Here is a 19,709-nt window from a genome sequence, read left to right on the forward strand (position 1 = left end):
TCAGGAGGGCCTGGGGCGCCTATGTGGACAAGTCGGAGGACAGGGGTCAGCCCGGAAACGCGGGGTCGATGGGACCCTTGATCTGCGGCGACCAGCCGTTGCCGAGGCGCTGGAAGATACCCTCTCCGGACTGGACATAGATGTCGTCTGCACCGTTTCCGGCGCTGATGGCAACCAGGCCGGGCCAGGGAGCCAGCTGCTGCGGCTGTCCGGAGGTGAGGGACAGCAGCTCCGGCGTGACGTTCGCACCGGCTGCCTCCTTCATGACGGCAACGGTGGTTCCGTTCACCCACACGCCTTGGTCAGGATCGCCGGCGCTGACCAGAGTGATGGGCGCGGTCAGTTCGCGCGGTGTGCCGTCGCCGGCGCGGATCACGCCGGTCACCTGCACCTTGGACTTCCCGTTCTGCTCGGAGATGACCAGGGCGCGCACGCCGTCGCGTGAGATGCGGAACTCCTTCACCGTCCGGCCGGCAAGCCATGATGGCGCCAGCGTCACGGACGGGACAGGTGCCCCTTCCGCAACTCCCGCTGGATGGAACGCCACGACTTCGGTGGTACCCGTTGCACCCGGTCCGGCGGTCCATACCCAGTCGTTGATACTGAAGGACGGCCGGCTGAGGGTGCTCCGGGTGGTCAGGGAACGCGCCGGCTGGCCCGGACTGATGCTGTACAGGGTGGTGCGTCCGTCATTGAGGAAGGCGGCGGTCTGCGACACCGGCGATTCCGCAGGGTAGCGCGGGTTGAGCGCAGAGACGGGCTGCATGTCGGGCAATGGGGAAACGCGGTTGTTTTCGTAGCGCACCAGATCGTTGCCACTGATGGCGATCTGGCGCGAAGGCACTGTTTTATCCAGCACCGGGGGAAGGACGGACCCGTTGTCCTCCACCCGGACCAGGTCCTGGTTGGCGCGCAGCTCAACGTTGACCACATCCGGCTGGCTGCGGAACGTCAAAGTCAGCTGCATCTGCATGCGCAGCCGGTCCTCCGCCGAGGTTTCCGTCAGCTCCTTTGCCGTCAGGTCCACCTGGGCGGCCCCGGAGACTACCGGGACTGACTCACGGGCCAGTTTGATTCCCGAGGGGAATGCGCTGGCGACGGCGCCGCGGAGGTAGGGGGCGGGGCCGGCCAGCAGCGCGCTGGTCATGGCCTTGACGGTCTTGTTCTTCAGGAACCAGCGGACATCCGGGATGGCGTAGGTGAACGTGGGGTCGTAAAAGTAGATGGGGTAGGCGCCGTAGATCACCTTGAATGTTTCCTCGGCAATGGCGGTCCCGTCCGGAATCGCGGAGATCCGCCACTCGCCGTCCACCTGGGTCACCGTCACCGGAATGCGTTCCACTGTTCCCGGCGGCGACTGGGTGGCGATGCCGTCGGCGTCCACTGTGTAGGAGACGTCCAGCTCGTAGTTGAAGACGTTTTCCGTTGCTGTGGGGACGACGCGCGCCTCCCGGTAAACCAGGGCGCGTTTGTCCGGCTTCCAGGACACCGCCGACGCCTGCGTGAGGTACTGGCGGGCAACGGCGTAGTCGTCCTCGTAGCCGCTGCCGGCCCGGTAGAAGTAGTCGATGATTGTCTCCGGGGACGCACCGGCCTGGGGTGCTGCGGGAAGGAAGACGGGCGCGTTGACGTTGCCGGCGCTGCTTTCGCTGCTCTTCCCCACCGGGCCCGAGGTGGGGATCCGCGCGCAGCCCGACAGGAGGACGATGAGCAGCGCGAGCAGTGCCGCGGGGTACCTGGCGTGGCGCATCGAGGCCCTCATGGTGTCTCCTCGGGAGGCCGGACTGGAGCGGGACCGGCCGCACCAGTCTGCAGCAGCAGCATGTTCTTGTAGTCCTGTTCCGCGGGGATGGTTCCCGGCGCTCCGGGTATGGTGGCGTCCCTGGGTTCCAGCTGAACGGGTGACTCGGTGATTTCGCCGTCCTGGCGCAACGGAAGGGTCAGCCGGAAGTTGGCGCCATCGCCCTTCCTGCCCCACGCCTGGAGCCAGCCATGGTGCAGTTTGGTGTCCTCCATGGCGATGGACAGTCCCAGGCCGCTGCCTCCCGTGGTGCGGGCGCGGGCGGGATCGGCACGCCAGAACCTGTCGAAGACCCTGGCCGCCTGCGATGGGTCCATTCCGATCCCGTGGTCCCGGACGGAAACGCCCACTGCCGTCTCGTTTGCCGCGACCGTGACGGTCACCGGCTTGCCCTCACCGTGCTCCACGGCGTTCAGGATCAGGTTCCGCAGGATCCTGTCGATCCGCCGGGCGTCCATTTCCACGATCACGGCATCGTCCGGGGCCGCGTAGAGGATGTCCGAGCCATACTCGGCCGCGACCGGGGCCGCGCCCTCAATGACGTGGGCGATCACCTGGAGCAGGTCCTCGGGTTCAGCATCGAGGACCGCTACGCCTGCATCGAAGCGGCTGATTTCCAGCAGGTCGGAGAGCAGCGACTGGAACCGCTCCACCTGGTTGTACAGCAGTTCGGCGGACCGTTTGTTGATGGGGTCGAAGTCGTCCCGGGCGTCGTAGAGAACTTCCGCGGCCATCCGGACGGTGGTCAGCGGAGTTCTGAGCTCGTGCGAAACGTCGGACACAAAGCGCTGCTGCATCTGCGACAACGTGGCCAGCTGTGTGATCTGCTCCTGCAGGCTGGCTGCCATGTGGTTGAAGGAGGCACCAAGGCGGGCCACTTCGTCCTCGCCCTTTACCACCATGCGCTCCTGCAGCTGGCCGGCCGCGAGCTTCTCGGAAACCATGGCGGCGTGACTCACCGGGCTGACCACGTTGCGCGTGACATACCAGGCGACGGCGCCAATCAGCAGGACCAGGACCGCACCGCCGGCCCAGAGGACGCTTTGGATCTCGTTCAGAGTTTGCTGCGCGGTGTTGAGGTCGTAGATCAGGTACAGCTCGTAGACGGTGCCGTTGAAGGTCACCTTGTTGCCCACGGCGATTCCCGGCCGGTCCTCGGTCCCCACGGGAATGACAGTGGATGCCCAGTACTGGTCCTTCCCGGACTCCTGCACTGCTTTGCGCAGCTCAGGGGGGATGACGCTGACCGTCAGCTGGTCCGACGCGCGCGATTCAACCCAGCGGTTGCGGGGCTTGGTCTGGTTGGGCATCGCCTCGAAGACGTAACGCCGTTGGATGACCGAACCGCGCCCTTCCACGGCGCTGAGCGTGTCCGAGACCAGGGTAATGACGCTCGACTGGTCGGTGACCTGGGCGCCGTCGAACGTCTCCTGAACCTGCTTCACGTTGTAGCGTGTCTCGGATTCGGCCTGCGTCAGCCGCTCCTGGAACAGGTTGTTGGCGATCTGGTTGGACAGGTAGGCACCCACCACGGCGAACGACGTCACGGCCAGCATCAGGGTGGTGAGAACGGTCCGGAACTGCAGGGACCGGCGCCAGCGCTGCTGCAGCGCCCGCCCAAGGTACCTCAGCCCCGGGAGGAAACGGCGGACTCCGGTCCGCACCAGCCGTGCAACGCGCAGCGCCACGATCACGGCGCGGCGCTGCCAGATCCGTGCGCGGAAGGCAACATGCCGAAGACCGGGAGTCACGGAAGGTCCGGGCACGTCGGCCTCGTCGCCGCCCTGGGATGGGCTGTCCTGCCCGGCGCCGCTGCTCAAACCTTCATCACCGGCGTGCGGCGTTGCGCGCCGGCCGGGTTGCCCGTCCTGCGCAGCGGGGTCAGACCCCTGCTTTGTAGCCGACACCACGCACCGTCAATACAACTTCCGGAGCTTCCGGGTCCTGCTCGATCTTGGACCGCAGGCGCTGGACATGGACGTTGACCAGGCGGGTATCAGCGGCGTGGCGGTAGCCCCAGACCTGCTCCAGGAGCAGTTCGCGGGTGAAGACCTGCCAGGGCTTGCGGGCCAGTGCCACCAGCAGATCGAATTCCAGCGGCGTCAGGGAGATCCGCTCGCTGCCCCTGCTGACGGTGTGCCCGGCGACGTCGATAGTGATGTCCGCGATCTTAAGCGTTTCGGGCGCCTTCTGGTCGCCGGGGCGCAGGCGGGCGCGCACGCGTGCCACCAGTTCGGCCGGTTTGAACGGCTTGGGCACGTAGTCGTCAGCACCGGATTCCAGTCCGCGGACCACGTCTGAGGTATCGGACTTGGCGGTCAGCATGACGATGGGAACATCGGATTCGCCGCGGACCTGGCGGCAGACCTCGATGCCATCCATGCCGGGAAGCATCAGGTCGAGCAGGACAAGGTCCGGCCGCGATGACCGGAAAACGTCGAGGGCCTGGGCGCCGTCGGCGCAGAAGACCGGCTCGAAGCCGTCATTACGGAGGACAATTCCAATCATCTCGGCCAGCGCTTCGTCATCATCTACCACCAGAATGCGTGCCTTCATAGCTATATATTCCCTTATCGGGATGGGTTTGTCCTGTTGAGCGGCTTCCCGGCATGGCGGGACACTAGGCCGGCCGACGGCGGAACTATAGTCTTGGGGTCATGCCCTGCATTGCCGGTGCGCGCCTTCCGGCGGGCGGCCCGCGGGGCGGGCGGACTGATATGGGGGAGGAAATCAGTGTCAGCACAGGAGCCGGAGCGCGGGGAGCCAACGCCGGGGTGGCCCCGCGGCGGGCATGACGACGGCGGACATGACGACGGCGGGTCCGCCGGCACCGGGGGACACAGCCCGGCAGCACCTGCCTGGGAGCAGCCGTGGGCGCCACCGGCAGGGCAGCAACCCGACGCAGGCCGGCAACCCGGCCCAGGACAACAATCCGCTGCCGGACAGCAGGGGGCGCCAAGGCATCCGGCGCAGCAGGCACCCGGGTGGGAGGAGCGGCGGCCCTGGCAACAGCAGCCGCCGCAACCGCCCCAGTGGCAACAGCGTGGACAGTACCCCTACCCTGAAGCGCCGCACTCCGGCCCGCAGTACCCCGGTCCGCCATACCCCGGTGCGCCATACCCCGGCGCGCCTTACGGAGCCTCCCCCTACGGACAACCCCGCTATGTCGCCCCTCCAAAGCCCGGCATCATCCCGCTGCGTCCACTGATGTTCGGGGAAATCCTGGATGGCTCGTTCCAGGGCATCCGGCGCAACGCCAAAGCGATGCTGGGAGCCGGCATCCTGGCCCAGTCCCTGTCGGCCATCCTCGCCGCAGTCCTTACTGGGGTCGTTGCAACGTCGTCCGGGTCGATTGAATCCTGGGCGCGGACGGCCAGCAGAGCCGACGTCGCGTCCCTCGGGATTGGGCTGATGGTTACCTTTGCCTTTCTGTCCATCCTGTCCGTCTTCATGTCCGTGGTTCTCCAGGGCGCCATGGTGGTCCCCGTGGCAAGGTCCGTCCTGAACCGGCCCACCGGCTTCCGGCGCATGCTGTCACTGGTGCGTCCACGGATCGGGGCGCTGATCAGGCTGGCCGCGGTGCTGGTGGCTGCCGCGGTGGCCACGATGGCGCTTTTCTTCGCTGTCATCGTGCTCCTGTTCTCCAATGTCCGCGGCGCGGGAGCGCTGCTGGTCATCCCGCTGATGATGGGCTTCGCCGTCCTGTTCCTCTGGGTGGCGATCAAGCTCATGGTGGCGCCTGCCGCCGTCGTCATCGAAGAATTGGGCGCCCTGGCCGGACTGCGCCGCTCGTGGACCCTCACGCGGGCAAACTGGTGGCGCATCCTTGGCATCACCCTGGTGGTGGGAATCCTGGTCGCCGTGATCACCCAAGTGGTCCTGATCCCCGCAAGCATGCTGCCGACGGTCCTGTCGGGAGTCGTCTCGCCGCACGGCGGCAGCGGGCAGGACGCGGCGCTTACCGTGACCATCAGCATCATCACCGCGGTGGTCGGCGCCTTGGTGGGTGCGGTGGGCTACGCCTTCCAAACGTCTGTCATGGCCTTGCTCTATATGGACCTGCGGATGCGCAAAGACGGCCTGGACATCGTGCTGCTGCGCGATCTGGAGACCGGAGCGGATCCCGACGGGATCCCGGGCCGGAACGCCGGGACCGGGAGCACCCCGTACCCCGGGTACGGCACAGCGCCGGGGGCATGGCCGTATGGCCGCTGAGCCGCCGGTGCTCCCTGGAGCCGACGAGGCCCGGCAATGGGCGGCAGAAGAGTTGGCCAAACCTGAATACCGGGACGCCGCCCCCTCCTGGCTGGACGCTCTGTGGCGGAACTTCCTCGACTGGCTCCAGTCCCTGGACGGCTCCCCCGGGGACGCCGCACCAGTGCCCAGCCCCGTCATCGCCCTCGTCATTGCCGTCATCATCGCCGCCGCCATCCTCCTTGCCCGCCCCCGGCTGAACGCGCGGGCACGGAAGGCCAGCGACGTGTTCGAAAGGGAAACCGCGCTGACCGCCGGGGACTACCGGAACCGCGCGGAAGCCGCAGCCGCGGCCGCACAATGGGGGGACGCCGTCGTCGACCGTTTCCGTGCGGTGGTCCGCAGCGCCGAGGACCGGACCATCCTTGATCCGCAGCCAGGCAGGACGGCGGACGAGGCCGCGCAGGCGCTGTCCGTGCCGTTCGCCGGTGAATCCCGGCGCCTGGCCCGGGCGGCGGCCACATTTGACGGCATCCGCTACGGAAACAGGGCAGCGGGCAGCGGCGATTACCAGGAAATGGTGGCCCTGGACGCGGCATTGGGTGCCATGAAACCCGCCGCCGCCGGCAGCACGGTGACGCCGATATGAGCGGACCCGCCATTGCCGGCACGGACCCGGCCCAAGGAACCCGGCAGTCCCAAGAACCTGGGCCGACAGGCCGGAACGTCCCCGTCCGCACGTTGAAGAAGTGGCTGCGGCAGCACCGTGCCGCCACCGCAGCAGCAGCGGTGGCGGCAGCTGCAGTGGCCCTGCTCATCGGTACGCAGCTGGCGCCCAAGGGTGACAGGGTGCCCCTTTCAGTCCACAATGCCGGACCGGAAGGGGCCAGGGCGCTGGGCGAAATCCTGGGGCGGCACGGAGTTTCGGTCCATACGCCCGGCCGGTTCGACGCTGCGCTGGACGACCTGCACTCAAGCTCCTCCCCCACCCTCCTGCTCTATGACAGGAACGGTGTGCTGGACAGGCAGCAGGTGGCCGGCCTGATGGCTGCTGCTGGCCGCGTGGTGGTGGTCACCCCCAGGCTGGACACACTCGCCGCCCTTGACAGCGGCATCCACCAGGCCGGCGTCGTCCCCGACGCCTTTCCGGTCCTTGACCCCGGCTGCACCCAACCTGACGCGGAAGCGGCAGGACAGGTCACGGGCCACAAGGGATTCGTGTACGACGGCGGCACCACCTGCTACCGTGCGGCAGGAACCGCCGGGATGCTTGCCGTCAGCGGTGACGGCCGGCTGGCCGTCCTGGGCAGCACGGCGGTCCTGGGCAACGACAAACTGGACGAGCTGGGAAACGCCGCGCTGGCGGTCCGGCTGCTCGGCGCGGCACCGGACCTCGTCTGGTACCTGCCCTCGATCGAAGATGCAGCGGACAACGGGTCCGGGAAAACCCTCGACGACCTTGCACCGGGCTGGGCCCGCTTCCTGGGCCCCTGGCTGCTGCTGGTGGCGGTGGTCGCCATCATATGGCGTGGCCGCCGGCACGGGCCGCTGGTGTTCGAACCGTTGCCCGTGGTGGTCAAGGCCGTTGAAACGGCGGAAGGCCGCGCCCGGCTCTACCAGGATTCACGTGCCGTCGACCAGGCCCGGGACAACCTGCGCGCCGGCTTGCTGGTGCGGCTCTCCGGAAAACTGCGTCTGGGCCCCGGCGCCACCGCGGAGGACACGATTGCCGCGGCAGCCCGGCTCCTCGGCAGGGACGCCGCCGGCGTCCGCGCCCTGGTCAATGAACGCCCCACAACCGAAGCCCGGCTGGTGGCCTGGTCCCAGGCCCTGGAGAAACTGGAGAAAGAGGTCATGACCCGATGAGTGAACAGAGCAGTGGCCCGGGGGTCCTGAACCCCACAGACCCCAACAGCCCAATGAACGACGACGGCCCACGGCAGGCGCTGCTTGCCGTCCGCCGGGAGGTGGCCAAGGCAGTGGTGGGACAGGACGCCACGGTCACGGGCATGCTGATTGCCCTTCTTTCGCAGGGGCATGTGCTGCTGGAAGGCGTACCGGGGGTCGCCAAGACCCTGCTGGTCCGGGCGTTGTCCTCCGCCCTGAGCCTGGACACCAAGCGGGTGCAGTTCACCCCCGACCTCATGCCGGGCGATGTCACGGGATCGCTGGTTTACGACTCCCATACGTCCGAGTTCAGCTTCCGGGAAGGACCGGTCTTCACCAACCTCCTGTTGGCCGATGAGATCAACCGGACCCCGCCAAAAACCCAGGCTTCCCTCCTCGAAGCCATGGAAGAGCGGCAGGTGTCCGTGGACGGAGCCGCCAGGCGGCTCCCGGCCCCGTTCCTGGTGGCGGCAACCCAGAACCCGGTGGAATACGAGGGGACCTATCCGCTGCCCGAGGCGCAACTGGACCGGTTCCTGCTCAAGCTCACCATGCCCTTGCCCGGACGCGGTGAGGAGATTGAGGTCATCCGCCGGCATGCCGCCGGATTCGATCCCCGGGACCTGGCAGCAGCCGGAGTCCGGGCCGTGGCGGGCGCCGAGGACCTGGAACGTGCGCGGGAAGCTGTCAACCGGGTAGCGGTGGAACCGGAAATCATCGGCTACATCGTTGACCTGGTGCGCGCCACCAGGGCCGCGCCCTCCTTCCAGCTTGGTGTCTCACCGCGCGGTGCCACTGCCCTGCTCAATACATCCAGGTCCTGGGCCTGGCTCTCGGGGCGTCCTTTCGTCACCCCGGACGACGTCAAGGCCCTGGCCCTGCCCTGCCTGCGGCACCGGGTGGCGTTGCAGCCCGAAGCCCAAATGGACGGGGTCCGGGTGGACGACGTCCTGGGCAGCATCCTGGCCTCCGTCCCCGTTCCCCGCTGATGGCCGTCTCGGGGCGCTTCGTGGCGGTGGTGCTGCTGGGCCTGGTGCCGGTGCTGCTGTTCCCGGGATGGTTGACCGTGTTCACCACGGCCGCCGTGCTCGTTGCCCTGTTGGGCGTCGACCTGTTGTTGGCAGGATCCCCCAGGCGGGTGGGTGCGGTACGCACGGAGCCGGAGAACGTCACGCTCAACAACGCGGTGGAGGCGGTCCTCACGCTCCGCAACGGGGGTACCCGCAGGCTCCGGGGATCGTTCAGGGACGGGTGGCAACCTTCCGCGGGCGCCCAAAATCCCATTCAGGCCATCGACGTCCCGGCGGGCGAAAGCAGGCGCTTCGCGGTCAGGCTCCGGCCGGTCCGGCGGGGGGACCTCGCTGCGCCGCACGTGACCATCCGTTCCTATGGTCCGCTCCGCCTGGCAGCCCGGCAGCGGACCATTGATTGTCCCGGCTCGGTGCGCGTACTGCCGCCGTTCCATTCCCGCAGGCACCTGCCCTCGAAGCTGCGGAAGCTGCGCGAACTCGATGGCAAGGCCGCCGTCCAGATCCGCGGTGCCGGCACGGAGTTCGATTCCCTGCGTGACTACGTCCGTGGCGATGATGTGCGGTCCATTGACTGGCGGGCTACGGCCAGGCGCTCCTCGGTGGTGGTCAGGACCTGGCGACCGGAACGGGACCGGCGGGTGGTCATGGTCCTGGATACCTCCCGCACCTCGGCGGCGAGGATTGCCGACGAAACCCGGCTGGACACCGGGATCGAGGCTGCGCTCCTCCTGGGCGTGCTGGCCGAACGGGGCGGTGACCGGGTGGACTTCGTGGCCTTCGACCGCAGGACCCGGGCGCGCGCCGGTTCCGCGGGCCAGGGCAACATCCTGGGCCGGCTGGTCCAGGCGATGGCTCCCCTGGAGGCAGAGCTGATCGAGATGGACTGGCCGGCTGTCCCGGCGCAGGTCCGCGCCGTCTCCGCGCACCGGTCCCTCGTGGTGCTGCTGACATCGCTGGACAGCGGAGCGCCCGAGGAAGGCCTGCTGCCCGTGGCGGAGCGGCTGGCCAGCCAGCACGTGGTGGTGGTGGCGGCGGTCCGCGACCCCCAGCTGGGCACCATGCTCCGGGAACGCAGCGACGCCACCGGAGTGTTTCGTGCGGCTGCCGCCGAGCGCGCCCTCCTGCAGCGCGCGGCGGTCACCGCTGAACTGCGCCGCTACGGCGCAGAGGTAGTGGACGCGGAGCCCCACGACCTGCCACCCCGGCTTGCGGACATGTACATCCGGCTCAAGGCTGCCGGTAGATTGTGAAGCCGGAGGCAGACAGCGCCGCCGCAGGCAACAGGAGGTCCACGTCATGAACGTCCCCATCTACCGGCAGGCCCTGGGCACCGGGTTCGCCCGGCTGCAGCCCGAGCTCCAGGAGTACTTCTCGCTGGCACCGGGTTCCGGACAGTACGGGGTAGGGGAAGGAACGTTCGACGTCGTGGGGTGCCGCCAGCGGTGGCTGCGCCCTTTGCTGCGGCTGGCGGGCGGCGAAGAGGCCTTTTTCCCGGAATACGGTGAGAACATCCCGTTCCGGATCGAGAACCACGCACACCAGGATCCGTTCGGCCGCTCCAGCCTTACCGCCCGCCGTGAAATCCGCTTCCCGGACCGCACCCGGCTCTTCCAGGACACCACCAGTGCCACCCATACGGGTGGCAACACCCAACTGGTGGACTACGTGGGACGCTATCGGCGGCTGGTGACGGACCTGAACCTGAGTGTCACGGCTGAAGGCAGGCTGCGCGGCGTTTCGGAGGCGTCGAGGCTCTTCATGGGTCCTCTGCGGGTGCCGCTTCCGGCCGCCCTCGACGCCAAGGCCTACGCCGAGCAGTGGTGGGACCCGGCCGAAGGCAGCAACGGACGGCACCGCATCCAGGTGAAGGTCATCCAGCCGCAGATCGGCCTGGTCCTGGTATACGCCGGGGCCTTCGACTACCGCTTGCGCCCGTACACCGGCGGCAGTTCCGCCCAAAGCTACCTGCCCCGCTACGCCCAGCCGGACCGCTGGGAAAACAGGGTGTAGCTAACCCAGCGCCTGCTGGTTCAGGCCGTCGGCTACCTGGGTGAGCCGGTGCAGGACGGCCGTGGCCTGGGCAGGTGTGTGGCCGGCCAGGCCTTCCGAGGGCGTCACCCGGATGGCGCCCAGCAGCGACGAAGGCAGGCCCAGCTGGCGCCAGGGGCGCCAGACGGATTCCACGCACTGGGCCACTTTGGGCAGCGGACCACCGGCACTCACGTCCAGGGCACCAGCCCAGAACTGTTTCCCAGCCTCCACCGCTCCGGCCACCTGCTCCCACTGGCGGTTGGTCAATGCCTTCAGCGGCAACGCGACGCCGTCAGCCCCTGCCGAGAGGGCCAGGTCGATGGGGGCTTCGATTTCGGGGAAGGACACGACAACCTCGGCTGCACCGGCTGCACGCAGGGAGTCCAGGACCAGGCGCCATGACTCGCGTGCTTCCGATCCCGCAATCGCGCGGAGGGTGCGGTACCCGCTGGCGGTGGGTATGGTTCCGGCCAGGACGGCGGCAATGGCGGGCTCGTCCACCTGCACCACGAGCCGGGCGCCGGGCACGGCCGCGGCCACCCTGCTGAGGTAACCGGCCACGCCCGCCGCGAGGGAGGCGGCCAGGTCCCTTCGGGCGCCGTAGTCCAGCAGGGCGCGTTCACCGTTGTGCAGGTACAAGCCGGCGGCAAGGCTCAGCGGTCCCACCAACTGCACTTTGAGTTCACCCGCCGATACGTCTTCCGCGCCGACAACATCGGCCAGGACGTTCAGGTCGGTGGACAGCGCCGACGCTGCCCGCCGCATGTCCTTGCCCGGGCGGTCCACGAGCCGCCAACCGTGCGGCTGTACATCCACCGCGAGTTCCTCCAGGAGGGAGGCAGTACGGCCCAGGGGGTCGGAGCCTACCCCACGGTCCGGCAGTTCAGCCAGGAAGGGAAGGTGCGGGCTGCCAAGCTCACCGCGGATGATCCGGGCAGCTTCCAGCGGATCTTCGCCCGGCCACGGGCCCAGGCCGGTGGCCGTGACTTCCGTGGCCCTGGCCTGGGTAGCCGAGGCCGCGTTTGATGAGGCAGCGTTTGATGGATCACCGGTGAAAGAGGCACCCGCCGGACGCGGGCCGGAGCCCGCATGGCGCTGTTCCCGGTTCACGCCAGCGCGGAGGTCTGCGGTTGCTGGCCCGAGGAGGCCTGGTGGTCCTCGGCAATGGCCTCATGGTGGCGGATCACTTCACCGATGATGAAGTTGAGGAACTTCTCCGCGAAGGCCGGGTCGAGGTGGGCATCCTCGGCAAGGCGGCGCAGCCGGGCGATCTGCGCGGCTTCACGCCCCGGGTCACCGGCGGGGAGGCGGTGGTTTGCCTTCAGGAAGCCCACTTTTTGCGTCGCCTTGAAGCGCTCGGCCAGGAGGTACACCAAGGTGGCGTCGATGTTGTCAATGCTGGAGCGGATGGACAGCAGTTCAGCCATCACGGAATCGTCCACGTGGCCTGCAAGGGAGCTGGCGGATGGATCAAATTCGTCGGCGCCAGGAGAGCTGGGGTTGTGCTGCGTCATGGCTCCAGTCTAGGGGAGCCGGAAGAACCACCGCGGGTGTGAAGCGCCGGTGCCGCCCATCTGGCGGCACCGGCGCTGTCCGCGGCTGGACTGCCCGCAGGACTTCCTGCGGGTCAGATTCCCAGGAGCGCGCGGTGCTCCTCCCGGCGTTTGGCCTGTTCGGCCGGGTCCGGCACCGGCAGGGAGGCGATCAGCCGGCGGGTGTAGTCGTGCTGGGGGTTGCCCATGACCTGGCTGCCGATCCCCTGCTCCACCAGTTTGCCCTTGTACAGCACGCCCACCCAGGAGGACAGGATGTCCACAACGGCAAGATCGTGGCTGATGAACAGGCAGCCGAACCCGAACTCCTCCTGGATGTCCCGGAACAGCTCCAGGACTTTTGCCTGCACCGAAACGTCCAGGGCCGACGTCGGCTCATCAGCGATCAGCAGGCGCGGGTTCAGGCTCAGGGCACGCGCCAGTGATGCCCGCTGCCGCTGGCCGCCGGACAGTTCGTGCGGGTACCGTCCCGCGTACGACGCCGGCAGCTGGACCGATTCAAGCAACTCGCCAACGCGCTTGCGGGCCTGGGCGTCGCTCGGCCGGGTGTGGATGAGCATGGGCTCGGCGATGCATTCGCCAATGGTCAGCTGAGGGTTGAAGGAAGCGGCAGGGTCCTGGAACACGAAGCCGATGTCCTTGCGCAGGGGCTTGAACGTGCGTTCCCGAAGGTTCAGCATCTCGTAGCCCAGCACTTTGAGGCTTCCGCCGGTGGTCCGGTTGAGCCCGGCGATGGCGCGGCCGATGGTTGTCTTGCCGGACCCCGACTCCCCCACCAGGCCGAAGACCTCACCCCTGGACAGGGTGAAGCTGACACCGTCAACGGCTTTGAAGGCCGGTGTCCCCAAGCGCCCCGGGTACTCGATCACCAGGTTGTCGGCGGCCACCAGCACTTCCTCATCCTGGTGGCGCCGCTCGGTGAGGCCTTCCGACGCCGAATTGCGGCCCAGGTGCGGCACCGCGGCAAGGAGGTTGCGGGTGTAGTCCTGCTTTGGTTCAGCGAAGAGCTTCTTCGCTGAAGCTTCCTCCACGACGTCGCCCTGGTACATCACCACCACCCGGTCCGCCAGGTCGGCCACGACCCCCATGTTGTGGGTGATCAGCACGATCGAGGTGCCATATTTGTCCCGAAGGTCCCGGAGGAGTTCCAGGATTTCCGCCTGGACGGTGACATCCAGGGCGGTTGTGGGCTCGTCGGCAACAATCAGGCCGGGGTTCAGCGCCAGGGCGGCCGCGATCACCACGCGCTGCTTCTGGCCGCCGGAAAACTGGTGCGGATAGTAGTTGACCCGGTGCTCGGGATCGGGGATGCCCACCTTGCCCAGCGCCTCGATGGCCCGGGCTTTGGCCTCCTTGGCAGAGACCCGCCTACCGCCGTTGGCACCGGCGTGGGCACGGATGCCTTCGGCAATCTGCCAACCGACGGTGAACACGGGGTTCAGGGCGGTTGAGGGCTCCTGGAAGACCATGGCCACGTCCCGGCCGCGGATCTGGCGCAACCGGCCGGGGCTGAGGCTGATGACGTTGGCACCATTGATCAGCACCGCGCCGGAACTCACAGCCGTTTCCGGGAGCAGGCCAAGGATGGTCTTGGCGGTGACCGTCTTGCCGGAGCCGGATTCCCCCACAATGGCCAGGACCTCACCCGCCTTGACGTCCAGGCTGACATCCTTGACGGCGTACACGTCGCCACCGTCCGTGGCGAAGGTGACCTTCAGGTGGTCGATATCCAGTACTGTCTTCCGGTCCTGGTCCTGACGGCCGGACACTGAACCGGGATTTTCGTAACCGGGGTTCTCACTCACGGGTTGCTCAATTCTGTTTCGGTGCCGGATCCATGGGGAACGGCAGGAGTGGCCGGTACGGCAGCGGCTGCCGCCTTGCGGCTGCTGCGCTTGCGGCCGCGGAGCCGCGGATCGTTGAGGTCGTTGATGCTTTCGCCCACGAGCGTCAGCCCGAGGACTGTCCACACGATGGCGAGGCCCGGGAACAGCCCGGTCCACCAGATGCCCGAGGTCGTGTCGGCCAGCGCCTTGTTGAGGTCAAATCCCCACTCGGCCGCCGAGCTCGGCTCAATGCCGAAGCCCAGGAAGCCCAGCCCTGCCAGGGTAAGGATGGATTCAGACGCGTTGAGCGTGAAAATCAGCGGCAGGGTGCGGGTGGCGTTGCGGTAGATGTGCCGGGTCATGATGCGGATGTTTGACGCGCCCACCACCTTGGCGGACTCGACGAAGGGCTCCGCCTTGAGCCGGATGGTTTCGGCACGGATCACCCTGAAGTACTGCGGGATGAACACCACCGTGATGGAAATGGCCGCGGCCAGGATTCCGCCGAACAGGCTGGACTGTCCACCACTGATGACGATTGCCATGACGATGGCAACCAGCAGTGACGGGAAGGCATAGATGGCGTCAGCCACGACGACCAGGACGCGGTCCAGCCACCCGCCGATGTAGCCGCTCACCAGGCCGAGGATGACCCCGGCGAAGATGGAGAGGACCACGGCCACGATGATGACCAAAAGTGCCGTCTGGGTACCCCAGATGACGCGGGACAGGACGTCGTAACCGCCCACCGTGGTGCCCAGGAGGTGTTTCCCGCCGGGGGCCTGCTGGGTGGGGAAGCTGCCGTCGGCATCGGAAAGCTGCGCGAAGCCGTAGGGCGCCAGCAGCGGTGCTGCCAGCGCGGTGAGCAGGAAGATGCCGGTGAGGACGAGCCCCACCACCAGCATGAACCGTTGCAGGCCGACGCTTTTGTTGAAGTGCGAAACAACCGGCAGCCGCCGGAACAGGGAAGCCCGCGGGTTGGCGACGGGTTCGAGAGTTGTATTGGCAGACATTTCAGTACCTCACGCGGGGATCGATCAGCGCGGCGATGATGTCCACGATGAAGTTGGTGACGGCGACGATGACGGCCAGCAGCACCACGATGCCCTGCACGGCGACGAAGTCGCGCGCCGTGAGGTAGTTGGCCAGCTGGAAACCGAGGCCTTTCCATTCAAACGTCGTCTCAGTCAGCACGGCGCCCCCGAGAAGGACGGCGATCTGCAGGCCCATGACCGTGATGATCGGAATCAACGCCGGTTTGTAGGCGTGCTTGGTCACCAGGCGGAACTCGCTGACACCGCGTGAGCGCCCGGCCTCCACGTAGTCCTTGCCGAGGGTACCGATGACGTTGGTCCGGACCAGGCGCAGGAAAACGCCGGCCGTGAGCAGACCCAGTGCCAGCGCCGGGAGGACCGCGTGCGACATGACGTCGCTGAAGGCGGCCATGTTTCCGCTGCGCAGGGCGTCCAGCCAGTAGATGCCCGTGGGCGCCTCCAGCGCGGTGAGGGACAGTTCGGTCCTGGTCCCTGCGCGGCCGGCGACCGGAAGCCAGCCCAGCCATACGGAGAACACCAGCTTGAGCAGCATGCCGGCGAAGAACACCGGGGTGGCGTAGAACAGGATGGCCAGGATCCGGAGCACTGCATCCGGCAGGTGGTCACGCCGGTGGGCGGCGACCATGCCCAGCGGGATGCCGACCAGCAGCGCCACGATGATGGCGTTGATGGAAAGCTCCAGCGTGGCGGACCCGTAGGTGGTGAGCATCTCGGTGACCTTGCGGTTGTCCGAAAGCGTCGTGCCGAAGTTCCCTGTGACCAGTTGGCCCAGGTATTCGAAGTACTGCACGAGCAGTGGCCGGTCGTAGCCGGCGGCATGGATCCTTTCCTGCAGCTGTTCCGGGGGCAGCCGGCCGCCCATGGCGGCGGTGATGGGGTCACCGGTGATCCGCATCAGGAAGAACACCATGGTGACGAGGATGAGGATGGTGGGGAAGATCAGCAGGAAGCGGACCAGGATGTACTGGCCCAGCCCGCCTCCTGTTTGCTTTTTCTTGGGCGGAAGGAGTGCGTCGGCGTCACTGGGTGGCGCGTCAATCAAAGTTGTCATCGGTACCTGGATTCGTGGTGACCGGGAGCCAGCAGTCCCCTCGTTGCTGGCTGATGACCGGCAAAAGGCGGGACACCGTTGCGGCGTCCCGCCTCTGGCCCGTCAGAGCCCGATGGGGGTGGAGTGCTTACTTGGACAGGACGCCAAGGCGGGTCTTGAAGGAGGGATCCAGGGTCTTCTCGACACCCTTGACGTCCTTCCCGGCCACCAGCAGCTGCGAGCCCTGCAGGAGCGGCAGCGTGGACAGGTCCTTGGCAACGGCCGTCTGGACGTCCCCGATCAGCTTCTGGCGCCCGGTCTTGTCCGGCGTGGTGAGCTGCTTCTGCACGAGGTCCGTGACGGTGGGGTTCTCGTAGTGGTTCTTCAGGAAGTTGCCGGGGATGAAGAACGGCGTGAGGTAGTTGTCCGCGTCCGAGTAGTCCGGGAACCAGCCCAGCTGGTAGACGGGGTAGGCGTCGGCGGTACGTGCCTTGGAGTAGGTCACCCATTCGGTGGACTGCAGGTCCACGGTGAACAGGCCCGACTTCTCCAGCTGCTCCTTGACCATGGCGTACTCGTCACCGGAGGACTTGCCGTAGTGGTCGGGGTTGTACTGCAGCTTCACGTTGACCGGGCCGGTGACTCCGGCGTCCGCCAGGGTCTTCTTGGCCTTGTCCAGGCTGGGCTTGCCGCTGCCGTCGCCATACAGGTCCTTCATCGGCTGGGTTGCACCAGGCAGACCATCGGGGACAACGGAGTACGCCGGGACATAGGTGCCCTTGTAGACCTGGTCGGAGATGGCCTGGCGGTCCACAATGTCAGCCATGGCCTGGCGGACGGCGAGTGCCTTCGCCGGGTTGGCTTCGGGAGTCTTGGCTCCGAAAGGCATGGTGTCGAAGTTGAAAACGATGTAGCGCAATTCGCCGCCCGGGCCCTTGTAGACCTTGACCTTGGAATCCTTATCCAGGTCCGCGGCGTCGGTTGCGGTCAGGCTGCGGCCGGCAACGTCAATGTTGCCGCCCTGGACATCCAGCTTGAGGTTGTTGGAGTCGGCATAGTACTTGATGACGGCACTGTCGTTGGCCGGCTTGCCCAGCAGTCCGTTGTAGTCAGCGTTGGCCTTGAGGCTGACAAGTTCGTTCTTTTTGTAGGAATCGATGGTGTAGGGGCCGGCAAAGGGCTTTCCGGCGACGATGTCCTCATCGCTCATCACCTTGTCCGCCGGGAAGACTTCCTCGTCGATGATGGGTCCGGTGTTGGTGCCCAGGACGCTGGGGAACACCTGGTCATTCCCTGCTTTGAGGTTGAACACCACGGTGGTGTCGTCCTTGACGTCAACGGACTTGAGGTTCGAGAGCAGGGACGCCGGCCCGTTGGGGTCGTCGATCTTCACCACGCGGTCGTAGGAGAACTTCACGTCCGAAGCGGTAAGCGCGTGACCGTTGGCGAACTTCAGGTTGGGCTTGAGCTTCACCGTGAACTCTGTGGGCGAGGTAAAAGACGCGGACTCAGCGATGTCCGGGCTGACTTCAGCCGAGCCGGGCTTGGAGTTCATCAGGAAGGGGTAGACCTGGTTCATCACCAGGAAGGATCCTGCGTCGTAGGAGCCGGCGGGGTCGAGGGTAACGACTTTGTCCGTCGTTCCGAAAGTGATGGCACCGCCACCGGCATTGCCGGTAGACGTTCCCCCGCCGCCGCCCGAGGGCCCTGTGCAGGCTGTCAGGGCCAGGGCGGAGATGCCTGCCAGCGCGATGGCGCGGTGCAGGGCCGTTGTGCTCTTGATCATCTGTGAACTTCTTTCCGATGAGTACGCGCACGCCCGCGGTCATAGGTTGATAGCCCCAGACGCCGGCGTGCAGTGCTGATCCCTAGATTGAATCAGAGAGTCAGCCCTCAGGACGGCCGTTTTTGTGAGTTCAAACACAAAATTTTCCTAAAAGTTACCCGGCGGAGCCCGGCAGCACCGTCAAGGGACGCCGCCCGGACACAGCAAAGCACCGCCACGGCAGAACCGTGGCGGTGCTGAAGGCGGATTGGTTACAGCGCGGCGCGCTGGAGCGAGCGGGCAGCGTCGATGGTGGCCTGCCCCAGCACGCGGCTGCCCTGGTAGAGCACTACCGTCTGGCCCGGCGCGACACCGCGCAGCGGCGCCACCAGACGGACCACCAACTGGGTTGCCGGGGCGCCGTCAGTGGAGGGCTCCATCCGCGCGGTGGCCGGAACCGGGTCCCCGTGCGCCCGGACCTGTGCGTAGCATTCGAACTCGGCGCCTGTCTCCACCTCGGCGATGGGCAGGCCCGCCCAGGAGACCTTGATGCCGCGGATCTCATCGATGGCCAGCAGCGCCTCGGGACCGACCACCACTTTGTTTTCCTTGGGCCGGATTTCCAGCACGAAGCGGGGCTTGCCGTCGGCGGCGGGGGTTCCGAGCTTGAGGCCGCGCCGCTGGCCGACGGTGAAGGCGTTGGCGCCGGGGTGCTCCCCTACCTTCGCGCCGGTTTCATCCACGATGTCACCCTGGGCCATGTCGATCTTCTCTGCCAGCCAGCCGGCGGTGTCGCCGTCGGGAATGAAGCAGATGTCGTGGCTGTCGGGCTTGTTGGCCACGGAGAGGCCCCGCCGTTCCGCTTCGGCGCGTACCTCGGCCTTGGACGGGGTGTCCGCCAGCGGGAACATGGAATGCTTGAGCTGCTCGTGGGTGAGGACGCCCAGGACGTAGCTCTGGTCCTTGGCCCAGTCCGCCGCGCGGTGCAGTTCCCGGTTGCCGTCAGCGTCCTCGATGACCTTGGCGTAGTGGCCCGTGCAGACGGCGTCGAAGCCCAGCGCGATGGCCTTTTCCAGCAGGGCTGCAAATTTGATGCGCTCGTTGCAGCGCATGCAGGGGTTCGGCGTCCGGCCGGCGGCGTATTCGTCAATGAAGTCCTGGACGACGTCTTCCTTGAAGCGCTCGGAGAAATCCCACACGTAATAGGGAATGCCCAGCACGTCGCAGGCCCGCCACGCATCCCGGGAGTCCTCGATGGTGCAGCAGCCGCGGCTGCCCGTGCGCAGGGTGCCCGGCATGCGCGAAAGGGCCAGGTGGACGCCGACGACGTCGTGCCCGGCTTCCACCGCGCGGGCGGCGGCAACGGCAGAATCAACTCCACCGCTCATGGCTGCTAGTACTCGCATGCTGGCTTTCTGTTGGGGGATGCCCGCTGCCCGGGGCCGTGCTGGACGTACCGGGGGCGGAAACGATCTTCGCCTATCCATTCTACGGCGGCAGGCAAATCAACCCGCTCCACACCCGGCGGAGCGGGCG

General features: G+C 67.1%; 16 protein-coding genes. 6 read left to right on the top strand and 10 right to left on the bottom strand.

Going from position 1 to position 19,709, the window contains the following annotated elements; genetic code table 11:
* Nucleotides 1-46: 46 nt before the first annotated feature.
* The 3 genes from AB0280_RS07900 to mtrA all read right to left on the bottom strand — a co-directional run bounded on the left by AB0280_RS07900 (nt 47) and on the right by mtrA (nt 4,357).
* The gene (locus AB0280_RS07900; RefSeq protein ID WP_366366772.1) at nt 47-1,762 is read right to left on the bottom strand and encodes an LpqB family beta-propeller domain-containing protein; all 1,716 of its coding nucleotides are present in this window, start codon (nt 1,760-1,762) and stop codon (nt 47-49) included.
* Nucleotides 1,759-3,552, bottom strand: a complete 1,794-nt coding sequence (gene mtrB / locus AB0280_RS07905; protein WP_366367086.1) for an MtrAB system histidine kinase MtrB — start codon at nt 3,550-3,552, stop codon at nt 1,759-1,761. The genes AB0280_RS07900 and mtrB overlap by 4 nt, the downstream gene beginning before the upstream one ends.
* Nucleotides 3,553-3,682: 130 nt before the next feature.
* Entirely contained in the window at nt 3,683-4,357 is a 675-nt protein-coding gene (gene mtrA, locus AB0280_RS07910) for an MtrAB system response regulator MtrA (RefSeq protein WP_159631554.1), read from the bottom strand.
* A gap of 651 nt (nt 4,358-5,008) precedes the next feature.
* On the opposite strand from mtrA, the gene AB0280_RS07915 reads away from it, so the two are divergent.
* The 6 genes from AB0280_RS07915 to AB0280_RS07940 are packed head-to-tail and all read left to right on the top strand — an operon-like array spanning nt 5,009 to nt 10,923.
* Nucleotides 5,009-6,016, top strand: coding sequence for a hypothetical protein (locus AB0280_RS07915; protein WP_366366774.1), 1,008 nt, complete (start codon nt 5,009-5,011; stop codon nt 6,014-6,016).
* Nucleotides 6,006-6,644 (top strand): DUF4129 domain-containing protein, encoded by a 639-nt coding sequence (locus tag AB0280_RS07920; RefSeq protein ID WP_366366775.1) that lies wholly within the window; start codon nt 6,006-6,008, stop codon nt 6,642-6,644. Before AB0280_RS07915 ends, AB0280_RS07920 begins: the two co-directional genes overlap by 11 nt.
* Nucleotides 6,641-7,861, top strand: coding sequence for a DUF4350 domain-containing protein (locus tag AB0280_RS07925; protein WP_366366777.1), 1,221 nt, complete (start codon nt 6,641-6,643; stop codon nt 7,859-7,861). Before AB0280_RS07920 ends, AB0280_RS07925 begins: the two co-directional genes overlap by 4 nt.
* Nucleotides 7,858-8,871, top strand: a complete 1,014-nt coding sequence (locus AB0280_RS07930) for an AAA family ATPase (protein ID WP_159631551.1) — start codon at nt 7,858-7,860, stop codon at nt 8,869-8,871. The genes AB0280_RS07925 and AB0280_RS07930 overlap by 4 nt, the downstream gene beginning before the upstream one ends.
* Complete coding sequence (locus AB0280_RS07935) at nt 8,871-10,163, top strand: DUF58 domain-containing protein (protein WP_366366779.1); 1,293 nt, start codon at nt 8,871-8,873, stop codon at nt 10,161-10,163. The genes AB0280_RS07930 and AB0280_RS07935 overlap by 1 nt, the downstream gene beginning before the upstream one ends.
* 46 nt (nt 10,164-10,209) lie before the next feature.
* Entirely contained in the window at nt 10,210-10,923 is a 714-nt protein-coding gene (locus AB0280_RS07940) for a DUF4166 domain-containing protein (protein ID WP_366366780.1), read from the top strand.
* Here AB0280_RS07940 and AB0280_RS07945 read toward each other — a convergent pair whose 3' ends face one another.
* The 7 genes from AB0280_RS07945 to mnmA all read right to left on the bottom strand — a co-directional run bounded on the left by AB0280_RS07945 (nt 10,924) and on the right by mnmA (nt 19,579).
* A complete protein-coding gene (locus AB0280_RS07945) occupies nt 10,924-11,916 on the bottom strand; it encodes a hypothetical protein (protein WP_366367088.1) in 993 nt (330 codons plus the stop codon).
* Nucleotides 11,917-12,050: 134 nt separating this feature from the next.
* A complete protein-coding gene (locus tag AB0280_RS07950) occupies nt 12,051-12,458 on the bottom strand; it encodes a chorismate mutase (RefSeq protein ID WP_159631548.1) in 408 nt (135 codons plus the stop codon).
* A gap of 113 nt (nt 12,459-12,571) precedes the next feature.
* Nucleotides 12,572-14,266, bottom strand: a complete 1,695-nt coding sequence (locus AB0280_RS07955) for an ABC transporter ATP-binding protein (protein WP_275179952.1) — start codon at nt 14,264-14,266, stop codon at nt 12,572-12,574.
* 32 nt (nt 14,267-14,298) lie between these two features.
* On the bottom strand, nt 14,299-15,336 hold the full coding sequence (locus AB0280_RS07960; RefSeq protein ID WP_159631547.1) for an ABC transporter permease: 1,038 nt from the start codon (nt 15,334-15,336) through the stop codon (nt 14,299-14,301).
* A 1-nt stretch (nt 15,337) separates the two neighbouring features.
* Nucleotides 15,338-16,429, bottom strand: coding sequence for an ABC transporter permease (locus AB0280_RS07965; protein WP_159631546.1), 1,092 nt, complete (start codon nt 16,427-16,429; stop codon nt 15,338-15,340).
* A 127-nt stretch (nt 16,430-16,556) separates the two neighbouring features.
* Nucleotides 16,557-18,194, bottom strand: coding sequence for an ABC transporter substrate-binding protein (locus AB0280_RS07970; protein WP_366366781.1), 1,638 nt, complete (start codon nt 18,192-18,194; stop codon nt 16,557-16,559).
* A 251-nt stretch (nt 18,195-18,445) separates the two neighbouring features.
* Nucleotides 18,446-19,579: a tRNA 2-thiouridine(34) synthase MnmA gene (gene mnmA, locus AB0280_RS07975; protein ID WP_159631544.1), complete on the bottom strand. Its 1,134-nt coding sequence runs from the start codon at nt 19,577-19,579 to the stop codon at nt 18,446-18,448.
* Nucleotides 19,580-19,709 lie beyond the last annotated feature (130 nt).

This window comes from Pseudarthrobacter sp. 902506025 (genome assembly GCF_040702325.1).
Classification (GTDB): Bacteria; Actinomycetota; Actinomycetes; order Actinomycetales; family Micrococcaceae; genus Arthrobacter.